The sequence below is a fragment of the Desulfosediminicola ganghwensis genome (assembly GCF_005116675.2).
Taxonomy (GTDB): Bacteria; Desulfobacterota; Desulfobulbia; order Desulfobulbales; family Desulfocapsaceae; genus Desulfopila; species Desulfopila ganghwensis.
Genome location: NZ_CP050699.1, coordinates 2,229,070 through 2,246,408, shown reverse-complemented (window position 1 = coordinate 2,246,408; position 17,339 = coordinate 2,229,070). Strand labels below are relative to the sequence as shown.

Here is a 17,339-nt window from a genome sequence, read left to right as displayed (position 1 = left end):
CTTCTCCCAGCTCATGACACAGAAATGGGGAGTAAGGGCTTTCTCCGACAGGCTCTCCTAGTTTCTTAGCGGCTTGCCGGTCTTAAGCATATGCTGGACACGCTCGGCGGTCTTCTTGTTGCCGCACAACCGCACGAAATTTTCACGCTCGAGCTGCAGCAAATAATCCTCGGTCACGATGGTGCCGGGGTTCACATCACCGCCGCAGATAACATCTGCAATCATGCCACCCATCTGGGACTCATACTCAGTGATGAAATTACCCTGCTGCATATTCCAGAGCTGACTCTTGATTGATGCAGCAATGTTGCGACCTGGGGCTGCGATATCAGTGCGCTTGAGTTTCGGACGATAATTCACTGCAAGAGCCAGCACCTTCTGCTTGGCATCACCAATCAGTCTGTCGATGTCCATGGTGATGGAATCGCCGTTGCGCATGTAGCCCATGCCAGCCAGTTCTGCAGCACCCATGGACACTTTTGCCATGGCGATCTGCTCGAAGTGTTTGAAGACAAATGGTTGTGGGTCGGTTTTATACTGAGCTGCGATATCAACCGCACGAACACACATCTCCTTGGTACCACCACCCGCAGGCAGCAGGCCAACACCGATTTCAACCAGCCCCATATATGTTTCGGCATAGGCATTCATAGCATCGGCGTGGAGGCTGAACTCACAACCACCGCCCAGAGCCATACCAAATGGAGCTGCAACAACCGGCACCTTGGCGTATTTGAGAGCCATGGTGGCATTCTGGAAATTCTTGAGCACCATATTGATGTCGTCGTACGCACCCTCGGCCATGGCGACTGCCAGCATCATCAGATTGGCACCTACGGAGAAGTTCGCCCCGTGGTTACCGACCACCAGGCCAACACCTTCTTCTTCAGCCCGCTTGACCGCTTTATGGGTCATGGCCAGGATGTCGCCACTGATAGAGTTCATCTTGGAATGGAACTCGAAACCGAAAACACCGTCACCCAGATCGATGATGGAACAGTTGGCGTTTTTCTCGACAACCTTGCCGGCTTTCTTCAGGATATCGAGCTTGATCTGACCCTCTTTCAACGGTACAGGTACGTATTCGCCCTTGAGAACGTCGTAGTATTCCTGGGTTCCGTTATCAGCGAAGCGATAGAAGCTCTCAATTCCCTTCATTTTCTCGGGAACAACCACACCGTCTTTTTCCGCCCGCTTGACGAAAGAAGCAATACCGATTGCATCCAGCATCTCGAATGGGCCGATTTCCCAGTTAAAACCCCACTTCATGGCGTTGTCTATATTGACTACGTCGTCAGCAATTTCCGGAATGCGGTTAAAAGCATAAATGAGGGTGTCGCGGATTGATTTCCAGGCAAACTCAGCACCTTTGTCGGCGGCACCAACGATCATCTTGATTTTCTGGGCTGGGTCATCCACCTGCTTGACCATGCCTACAGAAGCGAACTTCGGCTTGGCCAACGGCTTGTAGTCACCTTCTTTGTAATCGAAGTAAAAGATCTGGCGCTTGCCATCTACCTTCGCTTTTTTATAAAAGCCCTGCCTGGTCTTGTTACCCAACCAGCCATTCTCAACCAGCTTGGCCATGAAATCAGGTGTCTTGAAGACCTCACGCTCCTCATCATCCGGGCAAAGATCATACGAGTTTTTCCCTACATGGGCCAGGGTATCGAGACCAACCAGATCAGCGGTTCTAAAAGCGGCACTCTTGGGCCGTGCTGTGGCCGGACCTGCTACTGCGTCAACCTCTTCTACTGTCATATCCATCTCGACCATATGCTGCATGGCCTTGTAAATGGCATAGACACCGATGCGGTTACCGATGAAGTTTGCGGTATCCTTGGCGAAAACAATACCCTTACCCAGACGGCTGGAGATAAAATCGGCCATGCCCTTCATAACTGCCGGGTCGGTGGCAGTGGTTGGCACCAGCTCCATCAGACGCATGTAGCGCGGTGGATTGAAGAAATGGGTTACCAGGAAATTTTTGCGAATCTCCGCAGGAAGCACCTCGGCCATCTCGTTTGCCGAGAGTCCTGAAGTGTTGGTGGAAAGAATCGCACCCGGAGCAAGATTAGGTACCAGTTTCTTCAGCAAGTCGAGTTTGATAGGCATGTACTCGACCACGACTTCAATAACCCAGTCGCACTCTTTAAGTTTAGCCAGGTCATCTTCCAGGTTGCCCACTGCAATCTGAGCAACATATTCTTTCAAATAAAACGGGGCCGGTTTCATCTTCAGCAGTCCGTCACGACCAGCCTGGGCGATGCGATTACGCACCTGGGGGCTTTCCATGGTCAGGCCTTTTGCCTGCTCCTGCTCAGTAAGTTCCTTCGGCACGATATCCAGCAAAAGAACCTCAAGCCCAGCATTTGCCAGATGAGCAGCGATAGTCGCTCCCATGACTCCGGCGCCGAGTACACCTACACGATTAATCTGCCTCATTTGTTATCTCCATTATCTGTTTTCGGCCGGCCGACTAAGCCGTTACCAGCTTTCATGTACAATTCTTCAATGGTGTCTTTGTACTTGTTGAAGATTTCTTTACGTTTCAGTTTGAGAGTGGGGGTCAGCTCGCCTCCTTCAATGGTGAATTCCCGAGGAAGAAGGGCAAATCGTTTAATGGTTTTATATGAAGGCAAATTCGCATTGAGTGCCTCCACACGCTCGGTATAAAGCTCCATCACCTTTTTATGGGTAACAAGCTCTTCCATGTCGATATAGTCCACCTCCAGTTCACGGCCCAAATCGATCAGACGTTCGAGATTCGGGGTGAGCAGTGCCACCAGATACGGTTTCATGTCGCCGTACACGTAGGCCTGGGAGATGTACTTATCAAGCTTCAATTCATTTTCGATTGGTTGCGGAGCGATATTCTTGCCACCCGCTGTAACGATGATCTCTTTTTTGCGGTCGATGATATAGACAAACCCCTGCTCGTCTATGGTGGCGATATCGCCGGTCCGGAACCAACCATCTTCGAGGTTTTTACTGGTGGCTTCATCATTCTTGTAATACTCACGCATGACCTGCGGACCTTTGACAAAGAGCTCACCGTCGTCACCGAGCTTCACCTCGGTTTCATCCAACGGTTTACCAACAGAGTCGAAACGAACATCCTGGTAACTTGAAAGCGTTACCGCAGGGCTGGTTTCAGTCAGACCGTAGCCGTTAAAGACCGGCAGACCGATAATCCACATGAACTCGTTGACGGTCTTGTCAAGCGGTGCACCGCCGCAGATAAAGTAATCGAGCTTACCGCCAAAACGTTCTCGGACCTTTTTGAAAACCAGACGGTCAAAGAATTGATAGCGCAACTCGAGCAAACCGAGTGGCTCTTTTTTAATATACTTTTTATGCACATATTCCCGCCCGACCTCAACCGCCCTGTGGAACAGGTTACGCTTGAAGTTTGATGCCTGATGGACGTTCTCGTAAATGCGGGAATAGATCTTCTCGAACAGACGCGGTACGCTGACCATGTTGGTCGGACGTATCTCGACCATGTTTTCCATGACCTTCTGCACATTCTCGGCAAAAGCGACGTGATTGCCAGTAAGCAGCGTAGTGTAATACCCGCCGGTACGCTCCAACACGTGACTGAGTGGCAGAAAGGACAAAAATGTCTGCTGACTCTCCGTCACTTTTACTCTTTTGATACCGTGATGGGCATTGGCCAGGATGTTCCTCTGGGTGAGCAGCACGCCCTTGGGAACACCGGTGGTGCCAGAGGTGTAAATAATGGTGATGATATCTTCCTGCTTGATTGAATCGATCTCCTTTTCAATAACACTACAATCTTCTTCAGAAAGCGGAGTCGATACTTCAGAAAGCTGATACTGGGTGTAAACCGGAAAAGAGCGGTCTCCCATAAAACGTTCATATGAGATAACCAGTTCGACGTTGGGAATCTGATCCCGTATGGCAAAAAGCTTTTCGTACTGCGACTTGGTTGAAACGAAGACTACCTTGGCCTCACAGTGGTTGATAACGTATGCCGCCTGCTTGCCGGTGTTTGTTGCGTAGATCGGGACTGTAATGGCCCCCGCCGACTGAATTCCAAAATCGGAAATCGCCCAGCCCAATCTGTTTTCGGAAAAAATCGCCACCCTGTCCCCGGGCTTGACGCCAGCCTTCTTCAGACCTCGCGCCAACAGTATTACCCGTTCATAAAACTCCTGGTAGGTCAGGGAAAGAAATACCCCACGCTTTTTATAGCTGATAGCCGTCCTTCCGGCATATTTCCTGGCATTGTCTCTGAGAATTGCTGGGACCGACTGATATGACAGAAAGTTCATAATTCATCTGCTCCACACTAATTTTCACACTGACACTATTGCCCACTCTCACGCGGAAAACTTATGCATCAACCCCTAGATACCGTACCTTTACGTTTAAGTCAACCATTTTTCAAAAACTTTTCTTCTCGTTCAAACCACTTTTGCAGTTACGAAAGTGTTGTCATGGCCTGCCACATATTTTCCAGTTTTACATTGAAAGTATAGAGTTATAGGACCTCTGCTCAGTAACGAACAGCGCTTGGCTTAACGACAGCACCGGCAAATACTGAACTGCTGCCGCAACAGCATATTTCATTGTTTACGTAAAATAGATGGTAATCATTGGTGGGCGTTTATGCATCTTAAACAGGTAGGAATTTCAGGCTCTCCCTTCATTACCGGTGCAGATTCCGTCACTCCGGCTGGTTGAGGCTCAAGGACCGGGACTATCGTGGATACATCCAGAATGGTTCAAGTTCCAATTTCCACTATGCTTTCAACTTGTTCAGTTCCCCAGGCATAGGTATACTTGTAGTGCCCTCAGGGATTGGCTGGACGGTACCTCCGGATGAGAAGGCAAGCGATGCCTTGCTGCCGGGAAGAATGATTATATCGACAAACGATTTACAGACGAGAAAATGCATGACATATTATCTGTCGGGCTTGTTGTCAGAGAAATTCCCTGATGATCCGTTGCAGACCAGTCCGACTAGAACAATTATCAATCACGGCACTTAGCCACTTCTTACGTAATCCTGTTATGACACCCGCAATCAATATCCTGAAGAAAAAGAAAATCACCCATAAAGTTCACTCCTACAGCCATGACGGCGACCATCCATCCTACGGTCTTGAAGCGGCTGAAAAGCTTGGCCTGGACCCTGATCAGGTTTTCAAGACCCTGGTGGCGGAACTCGGTGATGGATCCCTGGTCGTTGCCATCATCCCCGTCAATCAGATGCTCAGCATGAAATTGCTGGCAAAAGCCGCCGGCGCCAAAAAAGCTACCATGGCTGATAAAGCAAAAGTGGAGAAAACCACCGGCTACGTATTGGGTGGAGTGAGCCCGCTCGGCCAGAAGAAACTGCTGAAAACCTATATTGATGCGAGTGCCGCCACCTTCCCCACCATCCATGTAAGTGCAGGGAGAAGAGGGTTGGAAATTGAGCTGAACCACAATGATTTACTGACGCTTACCCGAGGAGCACTGGCTGATATATGTCAGGTTTAAAAACTGAACTGCACCTGGCACGCTGAAAAGCAATGGGAGTACCGGATACGAGTCGGTAATCCCATTGTTTGCAGGGTATTTCAATATCGGCTATTCACATCATGGATGTGCCGGACATTCGCCCGCTTTAGCATTTCTAATGTCACTTTGGTGTTTGGCGATGGAGATAATAGTTTTCACCGCTTTCTCCTGCTCTTCATTCAGACTGGTGCCACGAAGTTTTTCCGCTTCCTCGACTATTGCCAGGAAAGCTCCGGCAATCTTATCTGATGCTAACATGTATGTACCTCATAACGTCTTGCGCTGATCATATTTGCAGCCTTCAAGAGGCCTTGTAGAAGAGATAATACATGAATGGTAAAAGGCAAAACACATTGACGCAGGCAACCTGCCGGCTCCTGGTTTGTTGGTTGTATACCGCGAGCGACGCCAGCCCGCCAACTTGACAGCAGCAGGATACAGTTTTAATTTTTGAGCTGGGTTCGACAGAACTTGATTGCTCAATGAAATTCCTTAAAAGCAGTCCAAGAGACTCAAACCCGCCACAGCGATTGAAGATCGTTATACGATGACCCGATTGCGCCTATCTGTATCAGGCGCTTGGAGGAGTAACGAAATGGCATATACATGTAAAACCTGCGGAGTCTCGGCAAAAGCCCCGGGCCATCTCTGCAATCCCATCGACGAGGTACCAGGGGCCCCCCTGTGCGGCACCAGCGACTCAGCAAAAGATCCTGTATGCCAGGAGAAGATAACTGAAATGCAATTTACCTGTGACTCCTGCGGCAGAGTTTCCGCAGATTCCGGTCGTCTCTGCAATCCAGTCAAGACAGACTGATCCGAAACCACATCCTTACTCTTTGTAAAAACGCAAAAGCCCCGTCACCCGACGGGGCTTTTGCTATTCCATCTTGCTCAACCGCCAATTTGCTTTCCGGGCAAATGCAGATCTGCTATTGCTGCTCTATCCTCTGCCAGGTATCCAGGCTTCTTTCGGCAATCCAATCTCCCACCAGTTCCGCAAAAGAGACAAAATGCTCGGTCTTTTTGTGCACCTCAAAGGCAGCCTCATCGGTATACAACTCGTAGAGGAAAAAACGGCTGGGGTTATCCGGGTCCTGCCCCAGATCGAACTGAAGACAGCCTTCCTCCCTGTCCAGACACCTTCTGGCCTGTTGGCTCATCTCCTTTTTAAACAGTTCGACATATGCATCCTTTATAACAAAACATACACTTACGATATACATGAGATACTCCTTTTCAGGGTTAACGGGTTATAAAACACTCTACAACAGCGAGACGACAGAACCGAATCTTTATCGGAAAAATAACCGAAATCATATAGCCTTTTATTCTGAAGGAATTAGAATGATCAACTATGAAAGTACAAAAAAGAATTGGCCTGGTGGCCCACGACAACAGGAAAGAGGCACTCATCGAATGGGTTGATCACAACCGTGACGAACTCCTAAAACATGAACTTATCTGCACAGGCACCACCGGCAAACTGGTGGAGGAGTGTCTATGCCAAAACGGTGCGCCAGCCCCGTTGATCACGAAGCTGAAAAGCGGGCCTTTAGGCGGTGACCAGCAGCTGGGCGGGATGATCGCTGAAGGGAAAGTGGATATGCTGATTTTCCTCTGGGACCCGATGCAGCCACACCCGCACGATGTCGACGTAAAAGCACTCTTGAGAATTACCGTACTCTACAATCTTCCCACGGCAAATAACCGCTCCAGCGCAGATTTCCTGATTTCATCGCCGTTAATGCGGCAGGAGTATCATCCACAGCTGCAGGATTACAGCTCCTACATCCAGAGAAAATTATAATTATCGCCCCCAGAAGATCTCAACAGACTGTTTTCACTCATTTTTTTTGTTCCACCCTGGGACTCAACAAGAGCTGGTCAGGCGCAGCCCTGATGCAGTTTGCGTTGAGTTACTATGTCATTCACCCTATCGCATTGATATTAAATAGTAAAAAATTTACAGCCCTACTTGTTACGATCAAGCCACACCTCCCCCCTTTGTCCCCCTCCCTCAGAAATTTATAGCTGACCATAACAAACAAATTAGTCTTGCGTTGCAATTGAAAAAGAGATAACTTGATGCAGTAACGTGATAGGGTTTCACACATATTCTACTAAAGGGAGAGCGCATGAGGCTTCTCCAGTTACTGATTCTACTGTCGCTTTTCTGGCAAAACAGTTCTTTTGCGAGCGGTCCCAAAGAATACCGGATTCGTCTGAGCCTTAATGATTATTTCATCGTCAAGGATACAGAGGAATACAAGGTCACTCTCCAGAAGCAACTTATCCTCCGCTTTGCCAATGTTCAGGTCACTCCCCAAAATGGCAAAGATTTTGACCTCCTGCTCTTTTTCAAAAGCGACACTCCCGATCTCGCCCAATTTGATACTGCCCAAAAAATCCGGGACAACCTCTACCAGGCAGCCACACCATACCTGCCTTATGTCGTTGAAACGGAAGTAGCGCTACGGGAGTTTTTCTGGAAAAACCGACGCGGCTACCTGACGATTCTCTCCGACAGGCAGCTCGCAGATAAAGAGCAAATCCCCGCTGGTGTTTTTAAATACCTCACCAAGGGCATGGTTCGTCTGTCAACCGATTCGGTACTGGGCTTCAGCCTGATGACCAACGAACTCGGAACCGACAGCTATAACCAGCACCTGGCCTATGTTAAGAGCTTCGTGCAGGAGTAGCCATATACAGCACAGATATGTATTGTAGCGGCTGTCGGCTCATCACATCTTTTTATTCCGTTTCAGCTACTTGCTACCATGTTCCAGAATCGCCTCAATCGCCTTCTGGTGCAATTCGTCATTCGGCGCTCCTTTAATTCCACTTTTCTCTTTAAGGCTCATCCAGAATTTCTGATCCTTCTTGTGGCAAGCGATGCAGGTCCCCGCCTTTTGCATAAGCTCCAACTCTTCCTTGTTAAATGGCCGTGCGACCTCATGGGGAATAGCCTGTAGCTGCGTACCGTTTTCATCCACTATTCGCTCAAGCTCAAAATCGATGGGCGCTCCGTCTGGAAAATTCCCTTCGATATCATATATTCCACCTCCTAGTCCCAGAGTTTTGCGGTTTGCATGGCAGTCCATACAACTTCTGGCTTTTATAGAAGTAGTGTGGGGGTGAATCGGCGTATGACTGATACCTGTGAGTCCATCCCTGGTGGTAAAGACCTTATTGTTTACCAGCGGGTTTTCGCCATCAACCTGGGTGAAAATAGCCTGGCAACCAGGAATAAGGGGGCTCACCTTGCCCCTGGAGTTGATCCCCAGAACCGGGGTTATCCAACGCACATAGGAGCGGGACTCATCCCAGGCGTAGGCACTGTTTTCGCGATTCCCCTTCATGGAATTCTTACTCGGATCGCCACCGGGTTTGCCCTGCAGCCAATCGCCCGATGGCTTTGAGACATCCTGCTTGGCATGGCAGCCATAACATTGAGAGGCCCACCTGGCATGGCATGAATAACATTCAAGTTTCTCCATATGTACCGGCACCGCCTTTTTGGCCACATACGCCTCAGGAGAAAGCTCTGCTTCCACCAATTGCGGAACCACATGTTCCTTGCCATCAAGCTTTGAAGTAAGCACAATCGAATCACCCTTTTTGGCAAGATTCGTCATCTCATTGCCACGGCTGGTCTTCATATCCGTTGCGGCTTCAAGGGTGCCATGACAATTCACACAGACAACCTCCAGCGCATGTTCCCGTTTTAGATATATATTTCCGTCACCGTGCAACTCCAGCATGGTATGGCAGTCAATACAGGTCATTCCCCTTTCATAGTGAATATTGGCCTGCAGATGGTTGTAATTCTTGCCATGCAGCTTGGGTTGCTTGCTGCCATCGGCACGCCATGGGGTACCGTAGCCATCACTTTCGATGGTGCCGATATAGCTCACGCCGGTACGTCCACCACGATTATGGCAATGCAGACACTGGGTCTCAGTTATTTTTTTGGTAATGCGATGCAGCTTTGGGCGATCCTTCTGATCCTTCGGTATAGTTGGGTCACCACCCTCATAAAGCCCTGCATCAGAATACTCCACATGGCAGGAAGCACAGCCACTGGCACGGTAGTCACCATCGCGCTGGTGTCCATCACTCCAGACATGGCAGCGCAAGCACTGGTTCCGTAAATAATCGTTGGCCGGGTGGTTGTCCGGGCTCTCTGGCTGGTCATACTTGTACATGGGGAGCTGGGCCAGGGATTTGACTGCATGCTCACCTTCCGGACTGTCATCCTCGACAGCGTAGGTGGCGTACTCTGCAGCCATTTTATCCTGCAACCCCCAGGCGTAGCGCGTGCCTGAAATTTTTCCGGCGCTGGTGGCATGGAGTGATTTTTTCACATGCTCCACAATCTCGTCATGGCAGGTACCACAGGTTTGATCGATAACCCGCATGTCACTGGGATTGGCAAACATCCCCTTATGCGCCGCCTCAGCATCTGTGGCAGAAGCGTCACCGAAATGACACTCCACGCACTCCATATCATGTACTTCCGGATCTTCGGAAATTGGCTCAATCCCCTCATGGCAAGTCAGACACTGATTTTCGGCCTGGGCTACTGTTACACACAAAAGGACAGCCAACAGGAAGGCAAAAAATACTTTCCATCGCATAGCAACCTCTCCATGGAAAAGATTGAGAATCAACCCGGAGAACCTAACGTGTGATCTTTCAAGTAACACGAACTCAGAGAATCATTTAGCTGCTTCTCAGGGCATCAACTGTTACAAACGAGGCCAAACGTGCTTCATTATCGCTTGACGCCCAGCTATTAGTCAAGCAACAGCAACCTTGCGCCTAGTGGCCCTCCAGTCGACTCAACCAGCATATAACGCAAGAAACTTACCTTGCTCCCATTCTGGCATGGAGCAGCCTTTTCATCCTGATGCTTTCCAGCTGAATAACGGGTGGCAACATTTCCCCATTGGCCAGAATCCTCACTCCTTCTGCGAAATGGGTCTTCAGATGAGGGAAAAGCCCACCGTCTATCACCAATACCATCTCACGGATGACAGCCTGCCCTTCTGCATCGATATCGACCCTGAAATAATTTATCCGCGGCTCACGTTCAACCTTACCCAGAGTTTGCCAGAACAGTTCATCGGGTGTCTGTTTGGTGTGCTGGTGTGCTGCCAGATAGCCATCCTGGGAAGCACCGCCACCTCCGGTTACCATCACCAGAATTCCCTCCTGAGTACGATACATCTCAGTCGTATGGTTATGCCCGTTAAAGACAGCCACATTCACCTCCGGATGCTCTTTCTTCCACTGCCCTAAAGCCATCAGTGGGTCGAATGAGCTGTTCAGGGGCGGATGAACCGAATTGCTGAATGACGGCTTATGATACTGCACGAAAACATTCTGCAAGCCATCTTCCAGCATCACCCCATCGAGCAGTGACAGTAATTCCAGCATCAGGCTATCGAAAGAGACCACGCAATCGCAATTCCAGTACTGGTCCAACTCACGGCGCACCTTTTTCTCATCATCAGTGGTATTACCGCTGCAAAGAGACACGAAGAGGTTTGAGCCAACGGTGAAATAGTAGTTATGCAGCCCTTTCCCGCCGTCGGTGAGATAGGGAAAGGTTGCAAAGTAATTCTTGAGCGCGTCCTGTTTGCCCGGCTCCTGCAGCAACTCATGGTTACCGAGTACCGGAAACATCTGCGCAGAACCGTTGCTGCGCAGCCCCCGTGGGAAATACCGATGGATTTCCTGCCATTGTTTCTTATCGCCTCCCATCCAGATAAAATCTCCGGTAAAAAGTGTAAAATCCGCCTCACGCTTTTCCAGACTTGCCGCCACATCCGAAAAAACCAGATGTCGAAAATGGTTGTATCTGCGGGCACTGCGTACCTTATCTTCGTCATACCTGTCTTTCCCCACCAGAACGTTCTTGCGGCTGTCACCGAAGACTATGAAATGAACCTCATCTGCTGAAAAAGATTTCGGAGAAGGAATGCGTTCCAGTTGCGCCGCCGACAATCCTGTACAGAAGAAAGTAATGGAGCAAACCAGAGCGAAAATTTTCAAACCGCCGGTAATCAAGTACCCTGTTTTCATCATTCGTTTCTTTAGCACGTCAACATCTCCCAGTGTGGATTGCAGGATTGTCTTTCTTCACCACAGTCAACCGCACTTCTGGCCCATAGACAGGTCGGCTCCGGTGTTACACAGCTTTGGCAGCAACAGTGATATAGCCGGTATTTCTGGCAATTGTCTCATGAACCTCGAGCCATCTTTTAACCTCTTTTTCCCCGACAAGATGAGCGATCTCATGTCGGTGGAGGTGAAAGGCCTCGGCAAATTTCTGCGGAAAAGGTTTACCGACAAATGTGCTCACGTCTTCCAGTTCAACAACTTCAAAACCACAATCGGCGAGCACCTCACGATACGCCTGCAAGCGGATGATTTGAGTTTGCATCTCCCGAACCGCATATTGGCAAAAGCCGCGCTGGGCCTCCCCCCGCAGGTAAAGGTCTGCAATGAGGAGTGTAGAACCACTTTTCAAGACCCGTCTTGCCTCGATCAGCGCCTTTTCATGGCCTATGCGTGAGATCGACTCGAAAAACCAGCCACCGGCCATCGACTCTCCGGCAAAGGGCAGATCCCTGGCATCTTCAAGATGAAATGCCACCAGATGATCCAGACCCGCCAGCCAGGCATGTCTAGTCGCAATTTGCTGCTGGTGATAACTGTTGGTCACGCCCTCTACAAAGCAGCCCCGCTCTGCAGCCAGCATAATAGCCGTACGGCCGACCCCACAACCCAGATCACAAAAAGTCTGTCCGGCGGAAATGGAGGTCTTATCAATCATCATCCGGGCAAATCGCTCAGCCCCCTCCGCCAGACTGGCATCTACATTGGCTTCATCAAAATAGCCGTGGTGCAGCCAACCACCTGAAATAATCTCCCACGCCTTGGCCTCAATCGCCTCAGGCGCATCCTGCTGACGGCTTATCTCTTCAGAATCTTCAAACTTCAAAGTGAGATCGTTTCTGATGATGGTATCGCTCATTACTCAACTCCCGCACCGAATATTTCATAAAAATTCACAACACATTCCCAGTACATACGGAAGTATTTTCAATGTCCGCCTTCAATCATCGTTCTTTTTTTGCTGACGCATTGCCCCAGCGCCCTGAAACTCAGCTTGCCCCCACGGGTTCATAGACTTTGCCTGATGAGCTTGAGCGAAAGTCAAATGGCTGGAGTCGTTCACATACTTCACCCGCCTGCATCCCGTCGAGTCAAGCAGTAGGCCGGTGAATGACCCATTATCGAGAACCAGATTTTCATGCAGCTTGACACCATCTACTCCAAGCCAGGTCGCTATAAGACATTTAATGATCTCCTGGTGGCCGAAAATAAGGATTTTCTCCGCACCGTTGGCGGCTATGTTTGCAGCAATCATTTCAGCCCGTTTTTCACAGGGAATCAGCCAGCCGTCACCACATCGACAGGTAAGTCGATCCGCCGGCAGATATCCGACCATCGACTGATACCAATTTCTGCCCGCATTGTTTTCGGTGATGCGGTTATCAAGTTCCACATAGCACGCCTTCGGGGAGGCAATCTGATACGATTGATACGCACGCAGCAAAGGGCTGACATAGACAAAATCGTACGTGTGCTGATCCAGTCGAGCCTTTACGGCTGTCATCTGTTTTTTGCCTAATTCACTTAACCCGGGATTCCCGGCATCATTCGGTTCACCCGGCAAGTCACTGCTCTGGCCACATCTGATAAGTACGATATCTTTTGCTATCCCAGGTAACTCGTACATAACACCTCCAGGCGAATCATGTTCTGCCCGGTTCCCTATTGACGAAAGTTGACTGAACCAGGCAGCAAGCCAACAGCCAGACAGAGAATGAACCTATATATAGCTAGGCTTTTCAAGGAGCATCTTCTCACCATGCCGTCCACCAGCCCCTGCTGTTTCCGGCAACATTTCCACTACAGCCCCAAAACCTGGCGCTACCTTGCTTTAAAATACTTTCCCATCACCCCAGAACTGTTCATGGGCCATTTGTAGCAACATTGCCAACAAAGAGTTCTTCAACCGGAAACACTCCACACGGCTTTCGTCATTAAATTGAAGTTGTTAGCTGAAAATGGTTTGAACCCCTGCGCACCATCGCAAAGAAGCTGTAATTTCAAGCCCTCCAGCAAATGACAGCCTGTAATATCCCAATAGCATCACAAACTGAAGTCGCTGTCAAATAGTTGCACAGAGCATATAAAAGTAAGGGAGTTTTTAGGCGGGAGGACGGAAGAGAGCGGCGACAGGGCAAACAACTTAAAGCTAAGAGCTGTTCTCTACAAAGGGATTGCGTTATGATTTCAGGCAGTGGGCACGTGCCAATCTGTAAGCAGAATATCAGGGGGTATCAGCGTATCACCCTGTTCACCTGATTACATTTGATGGCTATCTGAATTGCAATGAAAAGAGCCCCATAAAATTTTGATAGTTCAAAGAAAAAATAATAGAAAGATCATCAGATTCAGTTCAGGCATACCTTTCTGCAATGACGAATGTCGGCTCAGACTTTTTCCTGGTTATCGATATAGGCCAGTTCATCGCGAGCCATGTCATTATCGGGGGCAAGTCGTAATGAAGCATGCAACAATCCCCTGGCGGTATTCAGATCGCCCATCTCGATAAGAATAAAGGCACGGCAACGCAACACCGCAGCAAGATCGGCTTCGGTTACCAGCGAGGTGGTACTGGTAATTGGCAAAAGCGTTGCCAGCGCTGCCTGAAATTCATGCTTACCTATCAGTGCCTGTGCTTTTTCAAGCCGGAGTTTGGGATGTTCGGGCTCCAGCAGTAAACCTTTATTTAAATATTCTATTGCGCTATCAAAGTCGCTGTCCTGCACTGCCAGATAACCAAGATAATAGTACGCTCTGGGGTAGGCGCCAGGAGACCAGTGAATATCAAGGCTCGGGTCGCCATGTTCTGCCTGGTAGTTCAGATAATGGAAAAAGGCATCAAGATCCCAGCATTTAATAAAGATCGCTCCTTCGACCTCTATCATATTCTCATATTGCATGGGAGCGCCTGCCGCAACATCCTGCAAAATCTCCTTTGCCGTCGTACAGTCCCGGGCTTTGATTGCCTCAACAGCCTCGTCGACCCTGAAAGCATCAGCGATTTCCTGTTCTCTCTTCATGCTCTCCCCACTGCTTGATTAATAAGTTTCAGATAGTTGCTGTAACCTTGAGCACGGCACGAGTTGTCCACCGATAGCAGCAAACATAATAGCAATGAGAGTAATGAACTGTCATTACATAAAAAACTATCTTCGAGTTGAATTGGGTACAGGTGAATTCAAATTTTAGCACCGGCATCGATCGTGCGTCCCGAGCAACTGCGCACCCATGCTCTCCCTGAAAGTTGGGGCAGAAAATTTATCAAGGACCTATTGCTGCAGTTCGCCATACATCCACGTTAATATAGTACTTTAAGGCCAGCAGATGTGGGTTCTGAGCGAGCGTTTCTTCTTTCGAAGGCCATATAATACAATGCATACCATGGTATACTTATCTGCAGGAGGCAACACCAGGCTTAGCTTTTGAGCACTGCTGCAAATGGCTCCCGGACTATTGTGGCCTGAAGCATCGGGAATAGCATGAGGACACCCTGAAAAAGAAATTTTTCCAGGTGGACATAAGAAGACAGCAACCCTGACGGAGGATGACATGTCCTTTCCCAACAGAGACAATCCGTACAACTTCGATGCATTCATCGGCTGGCGAAATAACGTCGACTACTACGCGGATGACCCGTTTTTGCAAAAACTGGTGCGACACTTTGCAGGTGACGACTGGCCAAACGTTGATACGGCAGCCCGAATACTCTCACGCCAGGCCTCCTTTCGCTGGCGCGATCTTGCCGATCGTGCGGCAAGGCCGGAAAACAGCCCTTATCTGCTGCAGTATGACGGTCACAATCATCGTATCGACCGGATTGTCCGGCCGCTGGAAACGGTTCTCATGGAAGAGGAGGTTTTCGCTGAGGCTTTGTTTTCCCGGAAGACCTCGCCTTGGGAGCGGTTGGTCAAGATGTTTCTGATCTATCAGAACGGCGAGGCCTGTATTGCTTGTCCGCTTACCTGCACGGAAGGGCTGGTGGCAATTCTGGAGGCATTTGCCGACACGGACGAGACAAAGCAGATCCTTGCCCACTGTCGGGAAGGGATAGACGGCGATTTCGCTATCGGGGCCCAGTATCTTTCCGAGATACAGGGCGGATCTGATGTCCCCGCCAACCTGCTGGAGGCCGTTCAGGAAGGAACCACCTGGAGGCTGTACGGCACCAAGTTCTTTTGTTCCGCAACCCATGCCGACTATGCCCTGGTAACCGCCAAGCCCCGCGGTTCCCAGAGCATCGCCACGTTCGTCGTACCTGCCTGGCTGCCGGGCAACAAAGCACGGGAGATTCGCAACGGGCATACCATCGATCGCCTTAAATGGAAGATGGGTACCACTGAATTGACCACCGGAGAAATGACCTTCAGGGGTGCAGTTGCTTATCCGATAGGCCCACTCGATCGCGGAATGGCCCATGTTGTCGGCATTGTCCTGACCTATTCCCGTCTGACAGTAGGTCTGTCCGCAGCCGCAAGCATGACGAGGGCAGCCAGGGAAGCTCTGAGATATGCTGAATTCCGAAGCGCCTTCGGCCGCCCCATACACCAGTTTCCAATGGTGGCCGGCCAACTTGCCGATCTGGAGCACAGTGCCAAAAGATCGACTGCCGGAGCGTTCAAGCTCTATAGTCAATTCCTGCAGCTCGACGGCAAAAACAAGCTGAGTATTAATCCGGAGGAACGCCCCCCGGTTCAGCAACAGCGGTTCAATGCCCGCGAACTGGTAATGCTACAGAAAATAACGGCCTCCAGGGATGCAGTGGATCAGCTGCGGTTGGCCATGTCGATCTTCGGAGGGCATGGCGTAATGGAAGACTTCTCCTCTCTGCCCAGGTTATATCGGGATGGGGTGGTGAATGAGCTCTGGGAGGGACCGCGAAATGTCCTGCTGGATCAAATTCACCGTGATCTGCACAGGGCAAAACCGTGGTATGAGCCGGCGGAGTTTGTCCACAACCTCCTTGCCGGAGCGGACACTGCGCTTGTGACGGATCTGGCTGCGGAGGTTGAGAAAATTGCCACCCTTCCCAGCCTTACGGAAGAGAACCCTGCGATGCGTACGGCCTGCAGGGAGTGGGATAACCTTTGCCATCGCCTGTTTCATGCGTATCAGGACCTGGCGCTTGCGGAAGTGAATCAGGTTGAGTTTTGAAATACACGCTCAGCGAATACAATAAAAGGGGAGGTCACCTGATGCGACCTCCCCCTTGCCTGTCATCCAATGATGCCGACAACTGATTGATTGGCTTGTTTTGCCCGGCGCCTCGTGAGCTGCCGGTAAGAGCCGTTCGTGGGAAATGCGTGTTACAGAACCTTCGAGGTTGCGCATTTGTGGTAAAGCTTCAGGTTTTCCTTCAGCTGACCGATCTGCACTCCGACCGGGATACACTTCTCGTTCCCGATACACTCCTCAGCCTCGAACTTCTCAATAAAGGTTTTCAAGTGATGACCACTTTCCTGCATATCTACAGCCCAGCAGTGGTTTGTGTCATCATATTCGACCTTATAATCGATTCCGCACTTCCCGGCTTCGGGTATAACCTGCTCTATTTTTCTACAGATATCTTCTTTTGATGCCATGACGTACCTGCTCCTTTTACATTACAAAGCGGGAACCGCCTT

The 17,339-nt window shown here is 49.9% G+C and carries 15 protein-coding genes; 5 read left to right on the top strand and 10 right to left on the bottom strand.

Translation table 11 applies throughout. The annotated features are described in order from the left end of the window. Window positions 1-57: 57 nt before the first annotated feature. On the bottom strand, window positions 58-2,445 hold the full coding sequence (locus tag FCL45_RS09495) for a 3-hydroxyacyl-CoA dehydrogenase/enoyl-CoA hydratase family protein (RefSeq protein ID WP_136798880.1): 2,388 nt from the start codon (window positions 2,443-2,445) through the stop codon (window positions 58-60). Continuing rightward, complete coding sequence (locus FCL45_RS09490) at window positions 2,442-4,298, bottom strand: AMP-dependent synthetase/ligase (RefSeq protein WP_136798881.1); 1,857 nt, start codon at window positions 4,296-4,298, stop codon at window positions 2,442-2,444. The genes FCL45_RS09495 and FCL45_RS09490 overlap by 4 nt, the downstream gene beginning before the upstream one ends. Window positions 4,299-5,040: 742 nt before the next feature. Here FCL45_RS09490 and ybaK point away from each other — a divergent pair. Next, window positions 5,041-5,511: a Cys-tRNA(Pro) deacylase gene (gene ybaK, locus FCL45_RS09485; protein ID WP_136798882.1), complete on the top strand. Its 471-nt coding sequence runs from the start codon at window positions 5,041-5,043 to the stop codon at window positions 5,509-5,511. 99 nt (window positions 5,512-5,610) lie between these two features. Here the strand turns inward: ybaK and FCL45_RS09480 are convergent, their stop codons facing one another. After that, window positions 5,611-5,790 carry a hypothetical protein gene (locus FCL45_RS09480; RefSeq protein ID WP_136798883.1) on the bottom strand — a complete coding sequence of 60 codons (180 nt, stop codon included), beginning with the start codon at window positions 5,788-5,790 and terminating at the stop codon, window positions 5,611-5,613. Window positions 5,791-6,127: 337 nt separating this feature from the next. Here FCL45_RS09480 and FCL45_RS09475 point away from each other — a divergent pair, with 337 nt between their 5' ends. Next, the gene (locus FCL45_RS09475; protein WP_136798884.1) at window positions 6,128-6,349 is read left to right on the top strand and encodes a hypothetical protein; all 222 of its coding nucleotides are present in this window, start codon (window positions 6,128-6,130) and stop codon (window positions 6,347-6,349) included. A gap of 115 nt (window positions 6,350-6,464) precedes the next feature. On the opposite strand, the gene FCL45_RS09470 is transcribed toward FCL45_RS09475, so the two are convergent. Continuing rightward, window positions 6,465-6,758: a putative quinol monooxygenase gene (locus tag FCL45_RS09470; protein WP_136798885.1), complete on the bottom strand. Its 294-nt coding sequence runs from the start codon at window positions 6,756-6,758 to the stop codon at window positions 6,465-6,467. Between the two features lie 131 nt (window positions 6,759-6,889). Between FCL45_RS09470 and FCL45_RS09465 the strand changes: the two genes are divergently transcribed. Both FCL45_RS09465 and FCL45_RS09460 read left to right on the top strand, forming a co-directional pair. Next, window positions 6,890-7,342: a methylglyoxal synthase gene (locus FCL45_RS09465; protein ID WP_136798886.1), complete on the top strand. Its 453-nt coding sequence runs from the start codon at window positions 6,890-6,892 to the stop codon at window positions 7,340-7,342. A 328-nt stretch (window positions 7,343-7,670) separates the two neighbouring features. Further along, complete coding sequence (locus FCL45_RS09460; protein ID WP_136798887.1) at window positions 7,671-8,234, top strand: hypothetical protein; 564 nt, start codon at window positions 7,671-7,673, stop codon at window positions 8,232-8,234. A 66-nt stretch (window positions 8,235-8,300) separates the two neighbouring features. Here FCL45_RS09460 and FCL45_RS09455 read toward each other — a convergent pair whose 3' ends face one another. The 5 genes from FCL45_RS09455 to FCL45_RS09435 all read right to left on the bottom strand — a co-directional run bounded on the left by FCL45_RS09455 (window position 8,301) and on the right by FCL45_RS09435 (window position 14,738). Continuing rightward, on the bottom strand, window positions 8,301-10,172 hold the full coding sequence (locus FCL45_RS09455) for a multiheme c-type cytochrome (RefSeq protein WP_136798888.1): 1,872 nt from the start codon (window positions 10,170-10,172) through the stop codon (window positions 8,301-8,303). A 229-nt stretch (window positions 10,173-10,401) separates the two neighbouring features. Further along, the gene (locus tag FCL45_RS09450) at window positions 10,402-11,640 is read right to left on the bottom strand and encodes a metallophosphoesterase family protein (RefSeq protein WP_136798889.1); all 1,239 of its coding nucleotides are present in this window, start codon (window positions 11,638-11,640) and stop codon (window positions 10,402-10,404) included. Window positions 11,641-11,728: 88 nt separating this feature from the next. Next, a complete protein-coding gene (locus FCL45_RS09445; protein ID WP_136798890.1) occupies window positions 11,729-12,577 on the bottom strand; it encodes an SAM-dependent methyltransferase in 849 nt (282 codons plus the stop codon). An 81-nt stretch (window positions 12,578-12,658) separates the two neighbouring features. Beyond that, window positions 12,659-13,345 (bottom strand): phosphoglycerate mutase family protein, encoded by a 687-nt coding sequence (locus tag FCL45_RS09440; RefSeq protein ID WP_136798891.1) that lies wholly within the window; start codon window positions 13,343-13,345, stop codon window positions 12,659-12,661. A gap of 760 nt (window positions 13,346-14,105) precedes the next feature. Beyond that, entirely contained in the window at window positions 14,106-14,738 is a 633-nt protein-coding gene (locus FCL45_RS09435; protein WP_136798892.1) for a tetratricopeptide repeat protein, read from the bottom strand. A 529-nt stretch (window positions 14,739-15,267) separates the two neighbouring features. Here FCL45_RS09435 and FCL45_RS09430 point away from each other — a divergent pair. Next, window positions 15,268-16,869: an acyl-CoA dehydrogenase family protein gene (locus FCL45_RS09430; RefSeq protein ID WP_136798893.1), complete on the top strand. Its 1,602-nt coding sequence runs from the start codon at window positions 15,268-15,270 to the stop codon at window positions 16,867-16,869. A gap of 152 nt (window positions 16,870-17,021) precedes the next feature. On the opposite strand, the gene FCL45_RS09425 is transcribed toward FCL45_RS09430, so the two are convergent. Next, window positions 17,022-17,297 (bottom strand): hypothetical protein, encoded by a 276-nt coding sequence (locus tag FCL45_RS09425; RefSeq protein WP_136798894.1) that lies wholly within the window; start codon window positions 17,295-17,297, stop codon window positions 17,022-17,024. Window positions 17,298-17,339: the final 42 nt, after the last annotated feature.

Coding starts and splice junctions, on each gene's coding strand:
- FCL45_RS09435 (WP_136798892.1), bottom strand. CDS start 14,738: ATGAAGAGAGAACAGGAAATCGCTGATGCTTTCAGGGTCGACGAGGCT.
- FCL45_RS09425 (WP_136798894.1), bottom strand. CDS start 17,297: ATGGCATCAAAAGAAGATATCTGTAGAAAAATAGAGCAGGTTATACCC.
- FCL45_RS09480 (WP_136798883.1), bottom strand. CDS start 5,790: ATGTTAGCATCAGATAAGATTGCCGGAGCTTTCCTGGCAATAGTCGAG.
- FCL45_RS09470 (WP_136798885.1), bottom strand. CDS start 6,758: ATGTATATCGTAAGTGTATGTTTTGTTATAAAGGATGCATATGTCGAA.
- FCL45_RS09455 (WP_136798888.1), bottom strand. CDS start 10,172: ATGCGATGGAAAGTATTTTTTGCCTTCCTGTTGGCTGTCCTTTTGTGT.
- FCL45_RS09460 (WP_136798887.1), top strand. CDS start 7,671: ATGAGGCTTCTCCAGTTACTGATTCTACTGTCGCTTTTCTGGCAAAAC.
- ybaK (WP_136798882.1), top strand. CDS start 5,041: ATGACACCCGCAATCAATATCCTGAAGAAAAAGAAAATCACCCATAAA.
- FCL45_RS09490 (WP_136798881.1), bottom strand. CDS start 4,298: ATGAACTTTCTGTCATATCAGTCGGTCCCAGCAATTCTCAGAGACAAT.
- FCL45_RS09440 (WP_136798891.1), bottom strand. CDS start 13,345: ATGTACGAGTTACCTGGGATAGCAAAAGATATCGTACTTATCAGATGT.
- FCL45_RS09495 (WP_136798880.1), bottom strand. CDS start 2,445: ATGAGGCAGATTAATCGTGTAGGTGTACTCGGCGCCGGAGTCATGGGA.
- FCL45_RS09475 (WP_136798884.1), top strand. CDS start 6,128: ATGGCATATACATGTAAAACCTGCGGAGTCTCGGCAAAAGCCCCGGGC.
- FCL45_RS09445 (WP_136798890.1), bottom strand. CDS start 12,577: ATGAGCGATACCATCATCAGAAACGATCTCACTTTGAAGTTTGAAGAT.
- FCL45_RS09465 (WP_136798886.1), top strand. CDS start 6,890: ATGAAAGTACAAAAAAGAATTGGCCTGGTGGCCCACGACAACAGGAAA.
- FCL45_RS09430 (WP_136798893.1), top strand. CDS start 15,268: ATGTCCTTTCCCAACAGAGACAATCCGTACAACTTCGATGCATTCATC.